Source organism: Streptomyces sp. NPDC001903, assembly GCF_042891345.1.
Classification (GTDB): Bacteria; Actinomycetota; Actinomycetes; order Streptomycetales; family Streptomycetaceae; genus Streptomyces.
The window spans coordinates 255,818-272,922 of sequence record NZ_JBIASZ010000002.1 but is presented as its reverse complement, the minus strand read 5'-3'; the positions used below and the strand labels follow the sequence as shown (position 1 = coordinate 272,922).

Sequence of the window (17,105 nt, the reverse complement as noted above, 5' to 3'; positions counted from 1 at the left end):
CGTCTTGGCACCGAGCAGGACCTAGTCCCGCTCGCTCCCGGCTCCTCGCGTTGCGTGTCCTGCACGGGGATTTCGCGGCCCTCACCACGGGACGGCGCTTCGATGTCGTCTTCTCGAACCCTCCTTACGTCCCAGCTCCCGACAGCAGGCCGCCCCTGCGCGGGCCGGAACGGGCGTGGGACGCCGGACTCGACGGGCGCGCGATCATCGACCGGATCTGTGCGGACGCCCCGGCGCTGCTGCGGCCTGGCGGGATCCTGCTCATGGTCCACTCGGGGATGTGCGGCGCCGAGGGGACCCTCGACCGGTTGTCGGGGGCCGGGATGTCCGCTGAAGTCACGGCGACGGCCTCCGTGCCGTGGGGCCCGGTCCTGCGGTCGCGACGAACCTGGCTCGAACAGCAGGGTCTGGCGGCCGAGGCCGAAGAACGGGAAGAGCTGGTGGTCATCCGTGCCCGGCGTCCCTGAACCCATCGCGTGCCCGGTTCCCGTCGTCCCCGTCGGAGCGGACGCCCGCCGGGTGACCCTGGAGTGCCAGGGCCCCGTACTGGTGGAGGGGCCGGTCGAAATCGTTCTGGACGACGGGACGGTCGCCCGGTCCGACCGCTTTATGGTCGCCGTGTGTACCTGCCGCCGCAGTCGTACGTATCCGTGGTGCGACACCAGCCACCGCCGCCGCGAACGAGCCGCATCGCCCACCGAGGACAGGAACCCGGAATGACCCCTCCCGGCCCGACCAGCAACGTGACGGCCGCCGGCCCCCGCCTCGTCGAGGGACGGGGCGACCTGTCCGACGCCGTCATTGGGGCCCTGCGGACGGGAACCCCGCCCGTGTACGCGCCCGGCGCCGTACTCAAGGCGGACCCGTGGGGCGACGACCTCCAGCTCGCCCTCTACCTGCTGTACGAACTGCACTACCGCGGCTTCGAGGAGGTGGACGACGCGCGGGAATGGGATCCGGACCCGCTGCGCCTGCGCCAGGCCATCGAGGCCCGCTTCCTGCACGCCCTGCGCACCGAGCTGGCCGACGCGCCCCGGTCGGTCGAGGACGCCTTCGCCCCTCTGCTCGTCGAACCCGTCGACCTCTCCGACAGCCTCAGCCACCACCTCGAAACGGAGGGTGAGCTCTGGCAGTTGCGCGAGTACGCGGCCCTGCGCTCCCTCTACCACCTCAAGGAGGCCGACCCGCACGTCTGGGTCGTCCCCCGCCTGACCGGCCGCGCGAAGGCGGCGATGGTGGCCGTCGAGTACGACGAGTTCGGTGCCGGCCGCGCCGACCGCATCCACGCACGGCTCTTCGCCGACCTCATGACCGACCTCGGCCTGGATCCCGCCTACGGCCGCCATCTGGAGCAGGCCCCGGCGCCGCTGCTCGCCACCGTGAACCTGATGTCCCTCTTCGGGCTGCACCGGGCCCTGCGCGGCGCGCTCGTCGGCGACCGTCCTGCTCGAAGACCGTCTCGCGAGCCACATCCGCGAAGCCTGGACCCGCGAACGCAGCGAACTGCGCACGCCCCTGGCCGAGCATCAGCGGAGCAGGGAGTCGTCAACAGGGAGCACCGCGTCGGCCTCAGGCCTCGCGCGCCGCATCCACGTCCGGCGTGATGCGTAGCGTCCCCGCGGCGCCGCTGAGCTCCGAAGCCAGCGAAGCTGCGGTGGCAGGAGGCCGGCCCCTGTGAACGGGGGAAGCCGGTGATGCGACTCCAGGAGGAGCCGGACCAGACCGGAGTCGGCGTACGCGACCCCCGAGAGGTCGACTCGACGATCGTCAGTGCGGCCTGCACCTCGGCGAGTGCCCTGCGAAACCGGAGAGTGAAGCCGAGGCGCTGTAGCCGCTGGCGTCTCCGCACCGCTATGGCTACGCCGCTGCGGGGGTGCGCACGGCAAGAAGGACGACGTCGTCCTCAGGCGCGGGGTCGGCCAGCCGATTGCTGATCCGGCGGAGCAACTCGTCCAAGGAACGGCCCCCGTGGCGGGCGAGCAGGGCGATGAGCTGCGCTACGGCCGCGTCCATGTCGTGACCGCGGCGTTCGACGAGCCCGTCGGTGTAGAGCAGGAGCGTCGAGCCCGGTAGTAGGGGGCGTCGGTGGTCCCTGCGGTCGCATGGCCCGAGAGAGCGGTGCAGCAGTACGTCGTGCTCGAGCAGCTGGGTCACGTGCCCGTCGGGAGTACGGATCAGGGGCGGCGGGTGGCCGGCGTTGGACCAGGTCAGCGTCCAGTCGGGGCTGCCGTCGACGGGGTCGAGGCGGGCGTGCACGAGGGTGCCGCTGGTCTCGATGGGCAGGATCGAGCAGGCCGCGTCGAGGGCCGTCAGCGCGGTGGCGGGGCTGTAGGGCGGATGGTCGAGGGTGGCCTGCCGCAGCATGCTGCGGATCTGGCCCATGATCGTGGCGGCGTGCATGTCGTGGCCGGTGATGTCGCCGACCGTGACCAGGAGCGCCGAGGCCTCACCGTCCGAGGCGGGAGCACGGGGCAGGTGATAGGCGTCGTACCAGTCTCCGCCGATCATGTGGTCGTCCGCGGCCGGCTGGTACAGGGCGCTGATCTCGATGCCGTCGGCGAGGGGGAGGTCGGTGAGCATGGCGGCCTGGAGCTGCCGGGCGACCGAGATCCGTTCGTCCAGATACAGGGCGCGTTCCACGGTCTGCGCGATGTAGCCGGACGCTGCGGTGAGGGTTGCCCGCTCGGTGACGCCCACCTCGTGTCGCTTGACCCAGCAGATCACGAGCACGCCCAGGAGGGCGCGGCTGCCCCAGAGCGGCAGGCACAGGACCGTGGTGAAGCCCATGCGGTCGAAGAACCCGACCGCCTCGGGGCCGTAGTCGGCGACGAGCGCCTCACGGTCGGGTACGAAGACCGCCCGCCGTTCCCGCATGGCCCGGGTGCTCGGGAACGCCGCGGCCACGGGCAGCGTGAGAACCTCCCGTTCCACCGAGTGCTCGATGTCCGGGTCGGGAACCCGGTGCAGTTCGTCCTTGTCGGCGATCAGCAGGCCGACGTACGAGGGCTTCCCCGCGCCGACGAAAAGGTCCCGTACCCGGCGCCGGACGTCCTCCAGCCCCGACGTCTGGGCCAGCTCCTCTGAGGCCCTCAGCAGCAGCTCGGCATGGTCCATGCCGGCCTGGGCTTGCTGCTCCAGGCGCTGCGCATCGCTTCTGGCCTGCTCGGCGGCGGCTCGTGCGCTCTCCAGCACCTGCTGTGCGGACCGGCTCTGGGAGGACAGGATGCGCAGACGCAACTCGGCGGAGCAGGCGGCGGCCAGATCCTGCAGGTCGGAGAGCTCGCCCGGCTCCCACGTACGGGGCTGGTGGTCGATGGCGCACAGGGAGCCCAGGACGAGCCCGTCGGCATCGGTCAGCGGCAATCCCGCATACGCGATGATTCCGAGGTCCGTGACGGCCGGGTGGCTGCTGAGACGGTCGTCGGCGCGGGCGTCCGGGACGACGAGGGGTTGCCCTGAGGCCATCACGAACCGACAGAGCGAATGCGATAGCGGCAGCGCGCGACGCCCCGCCCAGGGCTCCGGCAGACCGATCAGTCCAGGCAGGATCTGCCGGTTCTCTTCGACCAGCGAGACGAAGGCCACCGGTACGTGCAGCACTCGTGAAACCAGGCGGGCGAACCGGTCCATCCCGGTATCGGAGGTAGCCGTCAGGCCGACCGACCGCAATGCCCGCTGCTGGGCGACGCTGATCAGATCAGCCTCCGATTCCCGGCCCTGCTCAAGCATGTGCCCTCCGGTCCTGCTTGTCCCGAGGCCCCCAACCGCATCGTAGGACAGCTGGGGGCTGCCGGTCACGCTCCCGCCCGTTCGGCGAAGGGCTACTCCATGTGTGCCATGGTGACCGTTCCGGTACGCGGCGTCTGCCCGGTACAGGCCGGCCGGCCGCAGGTAGGCCGCCGGATGATGGTGGGCGTCGAGGAGGAATTCCTGCTCGTGGACCGGCGTACGGGCATGCCCGTGGGCCGGGGCCCCCATGTCGTTGAAGCCGCCGTGCCGCTCCTGGGCGAACAGGCGCAGACGGAGTTCTTCGCACCACAGGTCGAGGTGTGCACCCGCCCACGGCGACACTGGCCGTACTCAGGTCCGAACTTGCCCTGCTGCGGCGGGTGATGGCCGAGGCCGCGGCCGGTGAGGGGTGCCTGCTCGTCGCCACCGGCACTCCAGCCGTCCCACCGGGGCGTCCGCCGACGGTGACCCCCGGCGAGCGCTACGAGCGGATGGGCAGCCGGTGGTCCTCTCTGGTGGGCAGGTACGACGGGATGGTGTGCGGATGTCACATCCACGTCGGCGCAACCGGACACGCCCAGGCGCTCGCGCTGGCCAACCACATGCGACCTTGGCTGCCCCGGCACTCCAGGCGATCGCCGCCGACTCGCCCTTCTCCCGAGGTCGGGACACCGGCTGGGCCAGTCACCGATCGGCCGAGTGGGCGCGCTGGCCGGGCGTCGGCCCCGCGCCCCTGCTCGGAGCCCGGCCACGAGCGCCTCGCCGGCCGCTTGGTCCGCAGCGGCACCCTGCTGGACCGCCGGATGATCTACTGGCACGCCCGCCCGTCCGAGCACGTACCGACGCTGGAGATCCGCGTCTGCGACGTGAACGCCGACCTCGATGCGGTCGTGCTGCTGACCGCCCTCGTGCGAGGCCTGGCCACCGCACTGCTGCCCGACATCGACAACGGACGGCCATCCCCTGCCCTCCTCTCCCCGCACCGGATCGAGCCCCTCGCCGACCAGGCCGCGATGGGCAGTGAGGGCGGGCGGCGGAGCCGCGAGACAGCGCGCCGCCCGTCTACGGAGAGGGCGCCTGACCGACGTGGTGGGCGAGCTCGCGCGCAGAACAGCCGCGGCCTGACCGGGGCGCCTGGTCCGGAGTCGACGCGACCGCTCCCATGGACGGTGGGACGATGGGAAGACCAATGGCAAACGCGCAGGTACCTATGCGCGCAGTTCCCGAATAAGACAGCAGGCCAGGCCATGACGAAGCAGCCGAAGCCGTCCCAGCCGAAGCACGGCAAGGGACCGAGTCCCCACGAGGGCACCAAGCAGCACGGCTGGTCGCCCGATGTGGACGAGACCCGTCAGCAAGAGAACCCGAGCGCCCATCGTTCCTTCCACCCGGAGAAATACGCCCCAGCCAAGGGGCCCGAACCGGCGGTTTCCAAGGAAGAGGCCGGAAACCCCCACGGCAAGCCGGTCAAGAGCCACGGCAAACGAGGCGAGGACCAGAGCAAAGGGTCCGGGGAGAAGGGCATGCACGACCTGGGCCCCCGCGGTCGCTCCCAGCGGCCCAGCGGAACGAAGGACGCGTCCGCCACGACGGGCGTGGACCCTCAGGATCCGCCCGGCAAGCGCAGCGCCGGCTAGCGCTGTTCCGGCACCAACCAGTGCACCGGGTCGCGTGAAAACGTAGTCCCTTCTTCCTGCTGCACTCGCGCAGTCGACGGCCCGAGGCGCATGCAATGAGGCAGGGCACGCACCCACCGAGTTCGCATTCTCCCTTCCACGAGAAGGACCTGCTCATGGCCGTACGGAACCAGCTGATTCACCGTTCGCCGTCGGCTGTCTGGGCGGTACTCGCGGATCCAAGCTGCTACGGGGAGTGGGTGGTGGGCCCCTCCGATTCCACGCCACTTGATCAGGCATGGCCCGAGGTCGGCTCCCAGCTCCTTTACACCGTGCGTCTGGGCCGTTGGTCGGCCGAGGGGGTGACTACGGTGCGCCACCAGGAGCCAGGTCGTGAGCTTGAACTGGAGGCATCGTTCAAGGCCTTGGGCACGGCGAGAATCTTCCTGCAGCTCCGGCCGTGGGGCGAGGAGACCCTCGTCGTCTGCGACGAGCACCCCTTGCGCGGCCTCGGCGGGACCTTTCACAACCCCGTGAGCGAGGCGGCGCTCCAGCTCAGGCACCGGGGCATGCTGGCCCGCCTGGCCAGGCTCGTGGAGAACGACCACCGCGAGGTCCGTCATGCCTGACGCGGTGGTGATCGGCGCGGGCCCGAACGGGCTGGTGGCCGCGAACCTCCTGGTCGACGCCGGATGGAGCGTGGAGGTCCTGGAGGCGCAGCAGGAGCCCGGCGGGGCCGTGCGCAGCGACCGCGGTGTCCATCCGGACTACGTGTCGGACCTCTTCAGTGCCTTCTACCCGCTGGCCGCGGCCTCCCCGGTGCTCGCGCGTCTCGACCTCGCCGCGGAGGGCCTGCGGTGGAGCCACGCCCCATCCGTACTTGCCCACCCCCTCCTGGACGGACGGTGCGCGGTGCTGGAGCGCCGTATGGAGGAGACGGCAGCCGGGCTGGGGGAGTTCGCGGCGGCCGACGCGGACGCCTGGCGCGACATGTACGAGGTGTGGAGCCGTGTCGGACCGGACCTGGTGCAGGCCCTGTTCACTCCCTTCCCGCCGGTCCGCTCCGGGCTCCGGCTGGCAGCCAGGCTCCGCGCCGCAGGGGGACTGCGGCTGGCCCGCAACCTGGCCCTGCCGGTACGCCGCCTGGGCGAAGAGGAGTTCGCCGGGGACGGGGGCCGGCTCCTGCTGGCCGGCAACGCCCTGCACGCCGACCTGGCCCCGGAGGCCGTCGGCAGCGGCGGATTCGGCTGGCTGATGTCGATGCTCGGCCAGAGCCACGGCTTCCCCGTGCCCGTGGGTGGCGCCGGCGCCCTGACCGACGCGCTCGTGAGCCGCCTCCGGCGCCGAGGGGGCGTCCTGCGCTGCGGGGAGCGCGTCGCCTCCGTTGTCGTACGCAGTGGCACGGCGGTCGGGGTCAGGACCGAGGGCAAAGAGACCGTGAGCGCGCGCCGCGCCGTACTGGCCGACACGTCCGCCCCGACTCTGTACCGGGACCTCGTCGGCGAAGAACACCTGCCGTCCCGCCTCCTGCGGGACCTGGAACGCTTCCAGTGGGATTTTGCGACGTTCAAGGTCGACTGGGCATTGACCGGCTCGGTGCCGTGGACGGCGCCGCAGGCCGCCGGAGCGGGAACGGTCCACGTGGCCGACGGCGTCGACGGCCTGACCCGGTTCGCCTCACAGATCGCCATGGGACAGGTCCCCGACGAACCCTTCGCGTTGTTCGGCCAGATGACCACCGCGGATCCGACCCGCTCACCGGCCGGCACGGAATCGGCCTGGGCCTATACCCACGTCCCACAACGCATCACCGCCGACGCCGGCCCCGACGGCATCACCGGCAGCTGGGGCGCCCACGAACAGGAGGCCATGGCCGATCGCATCGCAGCGCAGGTGGAACGGTTCGCACCGGGCTTCCGCGCCCGGATTGCCGCCCGCCGGATCCTGGCCCCCACCACCCTCCAGGCCATGGACGAGAACCTCCACAACGGCGCCATCAACAACGGGACGACAGCCCTGCATCAGCAGGCGATCTTCCGCCCCACCCCGGGCACCGGCAGGCCCGAGACACCGGTCAAGGGCCTCTACCTCGCCTCCGCGGCCGCTCACCCCGGCGGCGGCGTGCACGGTGCCCCGGGTGCGAACGCCGCCCGGGCCGCTCTGCGACGCCACGGGCTCCACCCCCTCCTGCACCGCGCCCAACGCATATGAACCGGCCACCCGGCCCGCCTCATTGCTCCGCGACAGCGCCCGCCTCCAGATGGAGGCCGCCGAGCACGCCAACCAGCACGGCTGGTCGAAGCACCGGCCCGCCAAGCCTCTCTACGACGATGACGACGTCGACCACACGATCACGTACTTCGACCCGGTACCGGTGGGCGGCGAGATCGAGATCATGGCCGGTACGAAGCTGATGCTGTATCACGGCGGGCACATCCTCGGCTCGGCCTGGGCGCACCTGACCCGGAGGACGGCCGCACCCTCGCCGTCAGCGGCGACCTCGGCCGCCCCGGCCACCCGCTCCTCCTGCCGCCCGAGCCGTTCTCCGGCGCCGACGTCCTGCTGACGGAGTCGACGTACGGGAACCGCCGCCACGACCACCGGGGCGCGCGACGCGAATGCGCCTCGGCTATCACCCGCGCGCCGTCCCGGGGCGGGACCGTGGTCATACCGGCCTTCGCGATCGACCGTACCGAGGTCGTCCTGCACGAGCTGGCCACCCTGCGCGGGGACGGCACCCTGCCACGCCGCGTACCCGTCTACGTCGACCGATGGCCCTGGCCGCACTGGACGTCTACCGCGACGCCATTCGGGCCCGCTCGCCCGAGCTGTCGCCGCCGCCGGCACCCGCTCCCGAGACCTCTGGACGGCGCCCGCACGCTCAAGATGTTCGGCGAGTACGTCCCCGTACGCGCCGAGGTCGCCGACGTCCCGTACTTCTCGGCGCACGCCGACGCCGACCAGATCATCGAATGGCTGCGCGCCGCCCCACCCCCGCACACCACCTACCTCGTCCACGGCGAGGAGAGCGCCGCTGAAACCCTGCGCGACCGGATCGATGACGAGCTGGGCTGGACGGCTGTCGTACCCAAGTCCGGGGAGGCCGTTCTGGTCCGCTGACCGGGGCCGGACGGCCCCGGAGGCGAGTCGGTACGGCGGCTCGGACTCACGCGAGCCGGAGGCCGCCGGCGACACGGCGGCGGCTCGCACGAGCGAGGCGGCGGTCTCACTGGTCCTGGATGCGCCGGAACGGGCGGTCGGCCTCCAGTTGGAACGCGATCTCCAGAAGCTTGCGTTCACCGCCGGGGCGGCCGGAGAGCATCACGCCGACGGGCAGCCCGCCCTCTGCGGCGCCGGCCGTAGGCACGGAGATCGAGGGCGTGCCGACCACGTTGTCGACCGGTGTGAACGCCACGTACGCGAGGATCCGTTCGATCAGGGTCGGGTAGGGGACCGTCGGGCTGAGGTGGCCGATCGGAGGCGTGGTGTGGGCGAGCACGGGCGAGAGCATGAGGTCGAGCCCGCGGAACGAGGCCGCGTACGCCTCCCTCGTGCGCTTGAGCCTCCGCAGTACTCCGGGGGTGCGCCGCCAGTTGCGCAGATAGTCCTCGCGCAGTCCCCGGCTGAGGCCGTCCATCAGGCGCCGGTCGAAGTCCGACCCGAGGGTCCGGCCGGTGAGGCCGACGAGGAAGGAGAGCATCCCCCAGTACGCGAGGAAGTCGTCGGTGAAACTCGGATCGATGGCCAACTCCACGGGCTCCACGCTGTGGCCGAGCCGCTCGAGCGTGGTCACGGTCTCGGTGACCGCCGCGCGCGTTGCGGGGTCGGAGCGGACTCCGTTCGGTGAGTCCAGCAGGAACCCGATGCGCAGCCGTTGCCCCGCAGGGCCTTCGACCAGGCCCAGTGGCGGCAACCCGGGGCTGCGCCGGTACCTCTCGGCGGCGGCGAGGAACGCGGCGGCGTCCCGAACGGAACGGCTCACGATTCCGTCGCAGACCAGGTCGAGGGGCAGCTGGCGGCTCTGGGCGTTCGCGACGACCCGGCCCCGGGTCGGTTTGAGGCCGACCAAGCCGCAGCAGGCGGCGGGTATCCGGATCGAGCCGCCGCCGTCGTTGGCGTGTGCGATCGGCACTGCTCCGGCGGCGACGAGAGCCGCGCTGCCGCCGGAGGAACCGCCTGCCGAATACCCGGTGTGCCAGGGGTTGCGAACCGGTTCGGCGCCTTCGTACTCGGTGGTCGGGCTGAATCCGAACTCGGGCAGCCGCGTCTTGCCCAGCACCGTGACGCCGCTGCTCAGGAACTGTCGGGTGAACGGCGCATTCCGCCGTGCCGCACTCGGACGGAAGGCTGCGCTGCCGTGCCCGGTGGGCAGGCCGAGGTAATCGGTGTTGTCCTTGACGAAGGTCGGAACCCCGGCGAAGGCACCGTCCGTTGCGGCAGCGGGCGCCGGGCTGTCCACGCTTGCCTGCACCGCGCTCAGCCGTGCCTCGACCCTCCGTACACGCTCCACGGCGTCCCGGGCGGCTTCGGCGGCGGAAACCTCGCCCCGCCGGATCGCCGCGGCGAGACCGACGGCGTCGTACTCACCCAGGGAGTCGTCCGAGAAGGCGTGCACGACTGTCTGTTCGTCGAAACTCTTCACCGCTGTCTCAGCCCCCGGACTCGTGGATGGTCGCCGCCATCATTCCTTACTGCCGGGTAACAGGCGAGGGTTTCGCGCCCTGCAGCCTTCACGACCGGCCCGTGCTCTGCACGCCGGCCGGCGGTCCGTCGGATGCAGTGCGTCCTTCTGGCGAATCCCTCGCAATACGGCGCGAAGTGGCGGACCATCAGCGAGTAGGACACGTCATGACAGGGGGCCCGTATGTCGCAGGGGTGGAAGATCACGGTCATTGTGCTGGCGGCAGTCGGAGTCCTCTCCACGCCGTTGATATGGCTGCTGGACAGCCCCGACGCGGGGCAACTGGCCGGGGCCTCGGTCCAGGCGGCCGTCGGCATCGCGGCCCTGGTCTGGGCGCTGGTCCAGACTCCGGGACGCCGTACGGACGACGTGGCCGTCCGGACCGGAAGGGCGCGGGCCGGCGGCGGGGGTCGTGCAGTCACCGGGGTGAGGCGTCCGGCGGGTCGGGGCGGCGGATCGGCGAGGGCGGACCGGACCGGGAACGCCTCCGCCGACGGCGACGGCAGCGACGCCCTCAGCGGGATCGACTACAGCTGACCGGCCCGGCCCGGCCCGGCCCGGGTGGCGGTGACCGGCACCGGGAACACCACGGCCGCATCCGGGGCGACAGCGGTGACCGGCCATTGCGGCTGACGCGGACCGCCATCTTCCGGACGCCCGGCGGAGACCGAGTAGGTCCTGCTGGACTGGTCGGTAGGTCGGTCGGTCGGCCGGCCAGCCTGGCCGAGGCCCGGGAACCGGAAGGGCTTCGCCTGCCCACCCGGAGGGTAGGGGATGCGCACACCGGTGCGACGGGGGCCGCGACGCCGAGAACGGGGTGATGGGGTGCGGTTACGGACAGGGGTGCGGGCATCGGCGCGGCCGGGGGGGCGCGGGATGACGGCTCCGGGCCCTGGCCCGGCCACGAGCGTGGTGACCCGGGTGCGTGCGGCCCTGGCCGGAGTCGGGGGCGTGCTGGGGATCCTGATCGGGATCTACTCGGACGAGGCCCGCGCCGTCCTCGCCTGGGTCGGGTCGCATGCCGTCGCGCCGGCCGGTGTCGCGCTCCTCGCCTCGAGCGTCGGTTTCGGCCTCGGGTGGTGGGGCGGCAGGGCGGGTTCGCGCGGTCGGGACGCGGGGCCGGCGGTGGTCGAGGGGTCCTTCGAGATCAGTGCCGACGACTTCGATGTGGACCTGCCGGCGGACCACATGGTCTTTGGCCGCCGACTGCGCTACCTGGAGCGGGCCACGGCCTCGCGTGACCTGGTGGTCCTGCTGCACGGTCTGGGCACGGACGCCTCGGAGTTCCGCCCGTACATGGCCTCGGCCCGGCCGCACACCGTCGCGTTGACGGCGTTCGGTCACCATCCGGAGGAAGCCCGGGACGCGCGCTACCGGCCGATCGGCCTGGCCACGCACACCGAGTTGATCGCGGGCGCCATCAGGGCCCTCTCCCGGCGCCACCCGGGCAAGCGGCTCGTGCTCGTGGGGTTCTCGTACGGGGCCGACACGGTGCTGCGTCTCGCGGAGCGGTGGGCGGAGCGTCCGGAACAACGGCCCTCGCTCGCGGGCGTGTTGCTGTTGGACCCGAACATGAACCGGTCCACCCTCCCCGTCACCCGGGCCCTCGCCGGGTTGGACCTTTCCGATCCGGCGGCGGCACTGCGCGGGATCGTGGCAGGGACCCGGGACCTGGACGCCTTCGCGAACTTCTGCGACTACCTGCACCGGATCGCCGGGAAGGACCTGGCCCAGGTGTGCCGGTACGCGGGCGAGGTGTGGGAGGACGCGGAGGAGGTGGGGTCCTACGAGCGGTTCGTGCGCCGGTGCGAGCGGCTGCGGTCGGTGTGCGCGGGGCCGGTGCGGATCCATTTCTCCACCCGCTTCGAGACGCATTTCAACGATCTGGTCGCGCATGCGCGGCGGCACGGCGTGAGGGGGGTGTTCGACCTGCGGCGGACCGATCACTTCATGCTGTGCGCGGAGCCGGCGCTGCGGCCCCAGGTGGAGGCGCTGGTGGCGGGCTCTCCAGCCCCCGCTCCAGAAGGGTGAACCCGGCGCGCGCCGGGCGGGCTCAGAGCTTGTCGGGTGGCTGCGGGTCGGTGGTGAGTGAGCCGGGAGTGGTCCGAACGGGTGAGGCGTCGGGCGTATGTGCCGGTGGGGACCCGAGGGCGGTGCGCCCTAGGATGACGGGCCGTCAGGGCTCGTTCCGGGGTGTGGGGGAGGTTGCTGTGGCCAGTCGGTTCCAGGAGCGGAAGCTTCAGGAGATGTTCGCCGCATTCGACGCGGACGGGGACGGTTTCCTGCGCGAGGCGGACTTCCGTGCGCTCGTCGAGCGCTGGGAGCGGCTGCCGAGGGTGGCGGCCGAGACGGAGCTGCGGGCGCGGCTGGAGTCACTGCTGATGGGGTGGTGGGCGGCCTTGTCGGAACGCGGGGACGCCAACGGCGACGGGGCAGTGGACATGGGCGAGCTGCTCGCGCTGGTGGATGAACTGCCCGCCATGGTCGCGACCGTCACGGCGACTGCCGAAACCGTCTTCGAGGCGGTCGACGAGAACGGTGACGGGGTGATCTCCCCGGCCGAGCACCGTAGGCTCGTCGAGACCTGGAGCGGGCGGCCGGTCCCGCTGGACGGGGTCTTCGAGCTGCTCGACCTCAACGGGGACGGGCACCTCAGCCGCGAGGAGTTCGCGCTGCTGTGGCGCCAGTTCTGGATCAGCGACGATCCCGCAGAGCCGGGCAACTGGCTGTGCGGCCGCTTCGCAGACTAGTTCCTTGTCGGGTACGGCCGGCCGGGCCGGAGGGGGCGCTGCGGGGCCGATGGCAGGCCGGCGAACCTGGCCTGCGAGCCTCCAAGAACCCCGACAGCGTCAGCTACGCAGACGACGGCCGTGCCCGGTGGTCGGTCAGCGGGATGCCTTGCGGTGTTCGGTGCCGCGGCGTCCGAGGGCGAACCATACGAGGCTGCCGAGGAAGGGGGCTGCGAGGACGATTACCACCCACAGGGCCTTCGCGGCGTTGCAGTGCTCGGAGCGTAGGACGCTCAACAGGGCTGCGACCGCGAGGAGGAGGGCTGCGAGCGCGGTGGCCAGAGCGATGGCCATCGCTCCTCCGGCCAATGCGAGGCGGCCCGTGTCTCCCATGGCTTGGAGATGGGCGGGTTGTACGGCGGCGAGCGCGTTCATCGGCGTGTTCCTTGGTGGGCGTTGTGTCGGTCATTTCCGTTCGACCGCCCGTATCGTCGCCGCGCGCCGCTTCCGTTCGCGTTCGTCTTTCCGCTCGTTGCGGGTCACCCGAAAGTCGTACCGGGCCTGCCCGGTGGTGTGATGCCCCGCCCCGAGGGTGTGGCGGAGTGTGGAGACCGTTCGTCCAATGGGGGCGAGTACCGGTGGAAGGGAACGGGAACGGCGTGATGCGGGTGCAGGGGTTGCGGAAACGGTACGGCGACACGCTTGCCGTGGACGGTCTGTCGTTCACGGTGCGGCCGGGGGTGGTCACGGGATTCCTCGGGCCGAACGGCTCCGGCAAGTCGACGACGATGCGTCTGATGCTCGGGCTGGACACCGGGGAGGGGAGCACCACCTTCGACGGTTTCCGATACGCGGAAATCGGCTGCCCGGTCGGGACGGTTGGTTCGCTGCTGGACGCGGGCGCCGTGCACCCGGCCCGGAGTGCCCACCACCACCTGCGGATGGTCGCCGCCGGCGCGGGCCTGCCGGATCGGCGGGTACGGGAAGTGCTGTCCCTGGTGGGCCTCGACGACGTACGTCACCACCGCACCGGTGGCCTCAGCCTGGGCATGCGGCAACGGCTGGGGCTGGCCACGGCGCTCCTGGGCGATCCGGAGTACCTGATCCTGGACGAGCCGACCAACGGCCTCGATCCGGAGGGCGTGCACTGGATGCGTCGCCTGCTCGTCAGGCTCGCCGAGGAGGGGCGGGTCGTGTTCGCCTCCTCGCACCTGCTGTCGGAGATGGCCACGCTCGCCGAGGACCTGGTGGTGATCGGACGGGGCCGACTGATCGCCGCGCAGCCGGTCGAGGAATTCGTTGCCGCCCACACCCGCTCCGAGGTCGTCGTACGCGCCGACCGCTCGGCCGAACTGGCCGCCCTGCTGCGACAGGAGGGAGCGCAGGCATGGGCGGATGAGTCCGACACCCTGATCGTGATCGGTTTGGACGCCGAACGCGTCGGCGCGGTCGCCGCCCGGCATCAGCTGGCGGTACGGGAGTTGCGTACGCGGTGCAGCAGTCTGGAGGACGCCTTCCTCGCGGCCACGGCGGACCTGACCCGGTTCCGGGGAGCGGCCGCATGACCGCCCGGAGCACGCCCGCCTGCGATGCGGCCTCCCCGCCGCCCGTTGCCGCGCCCGGCCGGGGCGGCGCGTTCGGCCGGGCCTTGTCCTATGAGTGGGTCGCCCTGCGCTCGCTGCGCACCCCGTGGGTGTTGTGCGGCTCGGCGGTGGCGGCGCAGGTGCTGGTCGACCTGGTGGTGGGCCGGGACGGGACGTCGGGTCCGCGTCAGTTCGCCGGCGGCATGGTGGGTGTGACCCTCGTCGGGTTCGTGCTCATGGCCGCGTTCGGCGTCAACGCCCTGGGCGGGGAGTATCGACACCGCACCATCACCCGGATCGTGCTGACGCTGGGTGACCGCCGCGGGATCCTGCTGGCGAAGGCGACGCTGACCGGCGCGGTCACCGCGGCTGTCGCCGCGGTCATGGTGCTGGTGAACGCGCTGAGCGTGCCGATACTCGGAAAGACCTCGCTCCCCCTGACCGAAGCTCTCGCGATGGGGGGCGCCGGAGTCCTCCATACGGTGCTGTGCGCACTGGTGGGCCTGGCGCTGGCCGGGCTGACCCGGAACTCGACACTGTCGATCGCCGTGGTGATCCTCTGGCCGGTCCTGCTGGAGAACCTGATGGTCGTGACCACCCGCTTCGGCCGGAACCTGGCCCCGTTCGGCGCGGCCGCGGCGCAGGCCCAGGCAGGCGACGGAAGCGGACCGCAGTGGCTGCTGATGCTGCCGCTGGCCGTCCTCACCACGGTGCTGCTGAGCGCCGCCGGCGTCCTGTTCTGCCGACGGGACCTGTGACGGCCCGGCGCGTCCGGCTAGGATCCGGTCCGGTGAAGATCTTCGTCCCCCGACCGGACCGCCGTTGGCTGTCCTGGTGGGAGAGCAGACCCGCGTATCTCGCCCTCGACGTCGCCGCGGTGGCCGGATGCGCGGTGCCGGCTCTCACCACCGGAGGCAGCCCCTGGAGGCTCCTCGCCTTCTTCGTCGCTCTGCCGACCCTGCTGGTACGCCGTCGCTTCCCGTGGCTGCCCGTGATGGCGATGCCGCTGTTCTGCTGGAGCTGGGGAGCCCTCCCGGCCGTGGTGGTGTGCTACACGGTGGCCCGGCAGTGGGGATGGCGCTGGCGCACCCTGCTGTCCTTCCTCCTCACCGCGGCCGGCACGGTGATCGTCGCCTGGGATCCGACGCCGGAAGACGGTGTCTTCTACCAACTCTTCTTCCCCACCGCCTGGTTGACCCTCCCCGTCCTGGCCGGGCTGTGGATGCGCCAGCGGCACACGTTGCTGGACGCGCTGCGTGAACGCACCCGGCAGGCCGAGCGGGAGCGGGACCTGCTCGCCGAGCGGGCGGTCGCCGCCGAGCGCCGGCGAATAGCCCGGGAGATGCACGACGTGGTCGCCCACCGCGTCAGCACCATAGCCCTGCAGGCGGGCGCGCTGAGCGTGACCGCCTCCGACGAACGCACGATCGAGACCGCCGAGGTCATCCGACACGTCAGCGCCCAAGCCCTGACGGAACTGCGCGAAATCCTGAACGTCCTGCGCCACGACCAGCAGGAGTCTGCGGACGGTGTGCGCGGCGTGCAGGCGGACGGCTCCGTACAGGCGGACGTGGCCGCGCTGGTGCGCGACTGCGTCGCCACCGGCGCCAACATCCACCTGCACGCGGCCGCGGAACTCCCCGTGGTCACCGGGGCCGTGCGCCGAGCCGTGTACCGAGTAGCGCAGGAAGCCCTCACCAACGCGGCCAAACACGCCCCGCACGCCCGCGTCGACATCCGTCTCGTCGACGAGCAGGGCGAGTTGCAGCTCACCGTGACCAACCGGCGCGGCGGCAAGCGCCCGGCCGGCCACGCCGTGCCCGGATCCGGTTACGGCCTGCTCGGCATGAGGGAACGCGTCACGCTCGTCCAGGGCACCCTCCACACCGGCCCGACCCTGGAGGGCGGCTACCGTGTGCACGCAGCCTTTCCGCTCGTGTCCACCGTCGCCAAGGAGTCCGCGTGATAGATGACCAGCCCGGCTCCACGGTGAAGGTCGTCCTGCTCGACGACGAGGAACTCGTCCGCAGCGGCGTACGGATGATCCTCGACGCCGACCCGCAAATCGAAGTGGTCGCCGAGGGCAGCGACGGGGACACCGCCGTGGACCTGGTCGCCCGGCACCGTCCGCAGGTAGTGCTGACCGACATCCAAATGCCCCGCGTCGACGGCCTGGAAGTCACCAGACGACTGCTCGCCACCCCCGACCCGCCCGCGGTCGGCGTGCTCACCACCTTCGACCTCGACGAGTACGTCCACGCGGCGCTGCGCGCGGGCGCGGCGGGCTTCCTGCTCAAGGACACCCCGCCTCGGGAACTGGCCCGTGCCGTGCACGTCCTGGCCCGCGGCGAGGCGATGCTGTCGCCGCGCATCACCAAGCGACTGCTCAGCGCCTTCTCCGGCAACGACACGGCGGAGACGGCTCGTCGTCGGCTGACCGCGCTCACCGACCGGGAACGCGAGGTCGCCGCTGCGGTCGCGCGGGGCCTGAGCAACGCAGAGATCGCCGGAGACCTGTACCTGAGCGAGTCGACGGTGAAGGTCCACATCGGACGGATCATGACCAAGCTCGAGGCGGCCAACCGCACCCAGGTCGCGATCATCGCCCACGACGCCCAACTCGCCTGACCCCGCCGCGGCCGGGCAGGAACTGCCGCCGGCGAGGCGACCACGGCGACGGCCCCGGCCGGTGGCCCTCGGCTCGGCGCCGGGTTGCCAGGCGGCGGTCGGCCAGCAGCGAGGCCGCTGTCGCATCCACGGCGGCGAG

General features: G+C 71.7%; 18 protein-coding genes and 2 pseudogenes. 17 read left to right on the top strand and 3 right to left on the bottom strand.

Features of this window, described 5'->3' with window-relative positions; genetic code table 11:
- Positions 1–50 precede the first annotated feature (50 nt).
- From ACFYZS_RS04850 to ACFYZS_RS04840, 3 genes are read left to right on the top strand one after another with little or no spacing between them, the layout of a single operon-like run.
- A complete protein-coding gene (locus ACFYZS_RS04850; RefSeq protein WP_389006898.1) occupies positions 51–467 on the top strand; it encodes a methyltransferase in 417 nt (138 codons plus the stop codon).
- Positions 451–720, top strand: a complete 270-nt coding sequence (locus tag ACFYZS_RS04845) for a CDGSH iron-sulfur domain-containing protein (RefSeq protein ID WP_389006896.1) — start codon at positions 451–453, stop codon at positions 718–720. The genes ACFYZS_RS04850 and ACFYZS_RS04845 overlap by 17 nt, the downstream gene beginning before the upstream one ends.
- Complete coding sequence (locus ACFYZS_RS04840; protein ID WP_389006895.1) at positions 717–1,604, top strand: iron-containing redox enzyme family protein; 888 nt, start codon at positions 717–719, stop codon at positions 1,602–1,604. The genes ACFYZS_RS04845 and ACFYZS_RS04840 overlap by 4 nt, the downstream gene beginning before the upstream one ends.
- Positions 1,605–1,857: 253 nt before the next feature.
- Here the strand turns inward: ACFYZS_RS04840 and ACFYZS_RS04835 are convergent, their stop codons facing one another.
- Positions 1,858–3,729: a SpoIIE family protein phosphatase gene (locus ACFYZS_RS04835; protein WP_389006892.1), complete on the bottom strand. Its 1,872-nt coding sequence runs from the start codon at positions 3,727–3,729 to the stop codon at positions 1,858–1,860.
- 383 nt (positions 3,730–4,112) lie between these two features.
- On the opposite strand from ACFYZS_RS04835, the pseudogene ACFYZS_RS04830 reads away from it, so the two are divergent.
- The 7 genes and pseudogenes from ACFYZS_RS04830 to ACFYZS_RS04800 all read left to right on the top strand — a co-directional run.
- Positions 4,113–4,289: pseudogene (locus ACFYZS_RS04830) on the top strand (glutamate-cysteine ligase family protein); the annotation flags it as partial.
- A pseudogene (locus tag ACFYZS_RS04825) lies at positions 4,274–4,414 on the top strand (glutamate-cysteine ligase family protein); the annotation flags it as partial. The pseudogenes ACFYZS_RS04830 and ACFYZS_RS04825, both read left to right, overlap by 16 nt.
- Positions 4,415–4,532: 118 nt before the next feature.
- Positions 4,533–5,366, top strand: coding sequence for a hypothetical protein (locus ACFYZS_RS04820; RefSeq protein WP_389007567.1), 834 nt, complete (start codon positions 4,533–4,535; stop codon positions 5,364–5,366).
- A 95-nt stretch (positions 5,367–5,461) separates the two neighbouring features.
- Entirely contained in the window at positions 5,462–5,974 is a 513-nt protein-coding gene (locus ACFYZS_RS04815) for an SRPBCC family protein (protein WP_389006889.1), read from the top strand.
- Positions 5,967–7,556: a phytoene desaturase family protein gene (locus ACFYZS_RS04810; protein ID WP_389006887.1), complete on the top strand. Its 1,590-nt coding sequence runs from the start codon at positions 5,967–5,969 to the stop codon at positions 7,554–7,556. The genes ACFYZS_RS04815 and ACFYZS_RS04810 overlap by 8 nt, the downstream gene beginning before the upstream one ends.
- A gap of 22 nt (positions 7,557–7,578) precedes the next feature.
- Positions 7,579–7,911: a hypothetical protein gene (locus tag ACFYZS_RS04805; protein ID WP_389006885.1), complete on the top strand. Its 333-nt coding sequence runs from the start codon at positions 7,579–7,581 to the stop codon at positions 7,909–7,911.
- A gap of 95 nt (positions 7,912–8,006) precedes the next feature.
- Entirely contained in the window at positions 8,007–8,465 is a 459-nt protein-coding gene (locus ACFYZS_RS04800) for an MBL fold metallo-hydrolase RNA specificity domain-containing protein (RefSeq protein ID WP_389006882.1), read from the top strand.
- A 106-nt stretch (positions 8,466–8,571) separates the two neighbouring features.
- Here the strand turns inward: ACFYZS_RS04800 and ACFYZS_RS04795 are convergent, their stop codons facing one another.
- The gene (locus tag ACFYZS_RS04795; RefSeq protein WP_389006879.1) at positions 8,572–9,987 is read right to left on the bottom strand and encodes an amidase; all 1,416 of its coding nucleotides are present in this window, start codon (positions 9,985–9,987) and stop codon (positions 8,572–8,574) included.
- 222 nt (positions 9,988–10,209) lie between these two features.
- Here ACFYZS_RS04795 and ACFYZS_RS04790 point away from each other — a divergent pair, with 222 nt between their 5' ends.
- The 3 genes from ACFYZS_RS04790 to ACFYZS_RS04780 all read left to right on the top strand — a co-directional run bounded on the left by ACFYZS_RS04790 (position 10,210) and on the right by ACFYZS_RS04780 (position 12,776).
- Positions 10,210–10,563 (top strand): hypothetical protein, encoded by a 354-nt coding sequence (locus ACFYZS_RS04790; RefSeq protein ID WP_389006876.1) that lies wholly within the window; start codon positions 10,210–10,212, stop codon positions 10,561–10,563.
- Positions 10,564–10,947: 384 nt separating this feature from the next.
- Entirely contained in the window at positions 10,948–12,057 is a 1,110-nt protein-coding gene (locus ACFYZS_RS04785; protein WP_389006874.1) for a hypothetical protein, read from the top strand.
- Between the two features lie 179 nt (positions 12,058–12,236).
- The gene (locus ACFYZS_RS04780) at positions 12,237–12,776 is read left to right on the top strand and encodes an EF-hand domain-containing protein (protein ID WP_389006872.1); all 540 of its coding nucleotides are present in this window, start codon (positions 12,237–12,239) and stop codon (positions 12,774–12,776) included.
- 135 nt (positions 12,777–12,911) lie between these two features.
- Here the strand turns inward: ACFYZS_RS04780 and ACFYZS_RS04775 are convergent, their stop codons facing one another.
- Complete coding sequence (locus ACFYZS_RS04775; protein ID WP_389006869.1) at positions 12,912–13,109, bottom strand: PLD nuclease N-terminal domain-containing protein; 198 nt, start codon at positions 13,107–13,109, stop codon at positions 12,912–12,914.
- A 353-nt stretch (positions 13,110–13,462) separates the two neighbouring features.
- Here ACFYZS_RS04775 and ACFYZS_RS04770 point away from each other — a divergent pair, with 353 nt between their 5' ends.
- From ACFYZS_RS04770 to ACFYZS_RS04755, 4 genes are all read left to right on the top strand, one after another.
- Positions 13,463–14,320, top strand: coding sequence for an ATP-binding cassette domain-containing protein (locus ACFYZS_RS04770; protein WP_389006866.1), 858 nt, complete (start codon positions 13,463–13,465; stop codon positions 14,318–14,320).
- Positions 14,317–15,096: a hypothetical protein gene (locus ACFYZS_RS04765; protein ID WP_389006863.1), complete on the top strand. Its 780-nt coding sequence runs from the start codon at positions 14,317–14,319 to the stop codon at positions 15,094–15,096. Before ACFYZS_RS04770 ends, ACFYZS_RS04765 begins: the two co-directional genes overlap by 4 nt.
- A gap of 32 nt (positions 15,097–15,128) precedes the next feature.
- Positions 15,129–16,304 carry a sensor histidine kinase gene (locus ACFYZS_RS04760; RefSeq protein WP_389006860.1) on the top strand — a complete coding sequence of 392 codons (1,176 nt, stop codon included), beginning with the start codon at positions 15,129–15,131 and terminating at the stop codon, positions 16,302–16,304.
- 74 nt (positions 16,305–16,378) lie between these two features.
- Entirely contained in the window at positions 16,379–16,966 is a 588-nt protein-coding gene (locus ACFYZS_RS04755) for a LuxR C-terminal-related transcriptional regulator (RefSeq protein WP_389007536.1), read from the top strand.
- Positions 16,967–17,105: the final 139 nt, after the last annotated feature.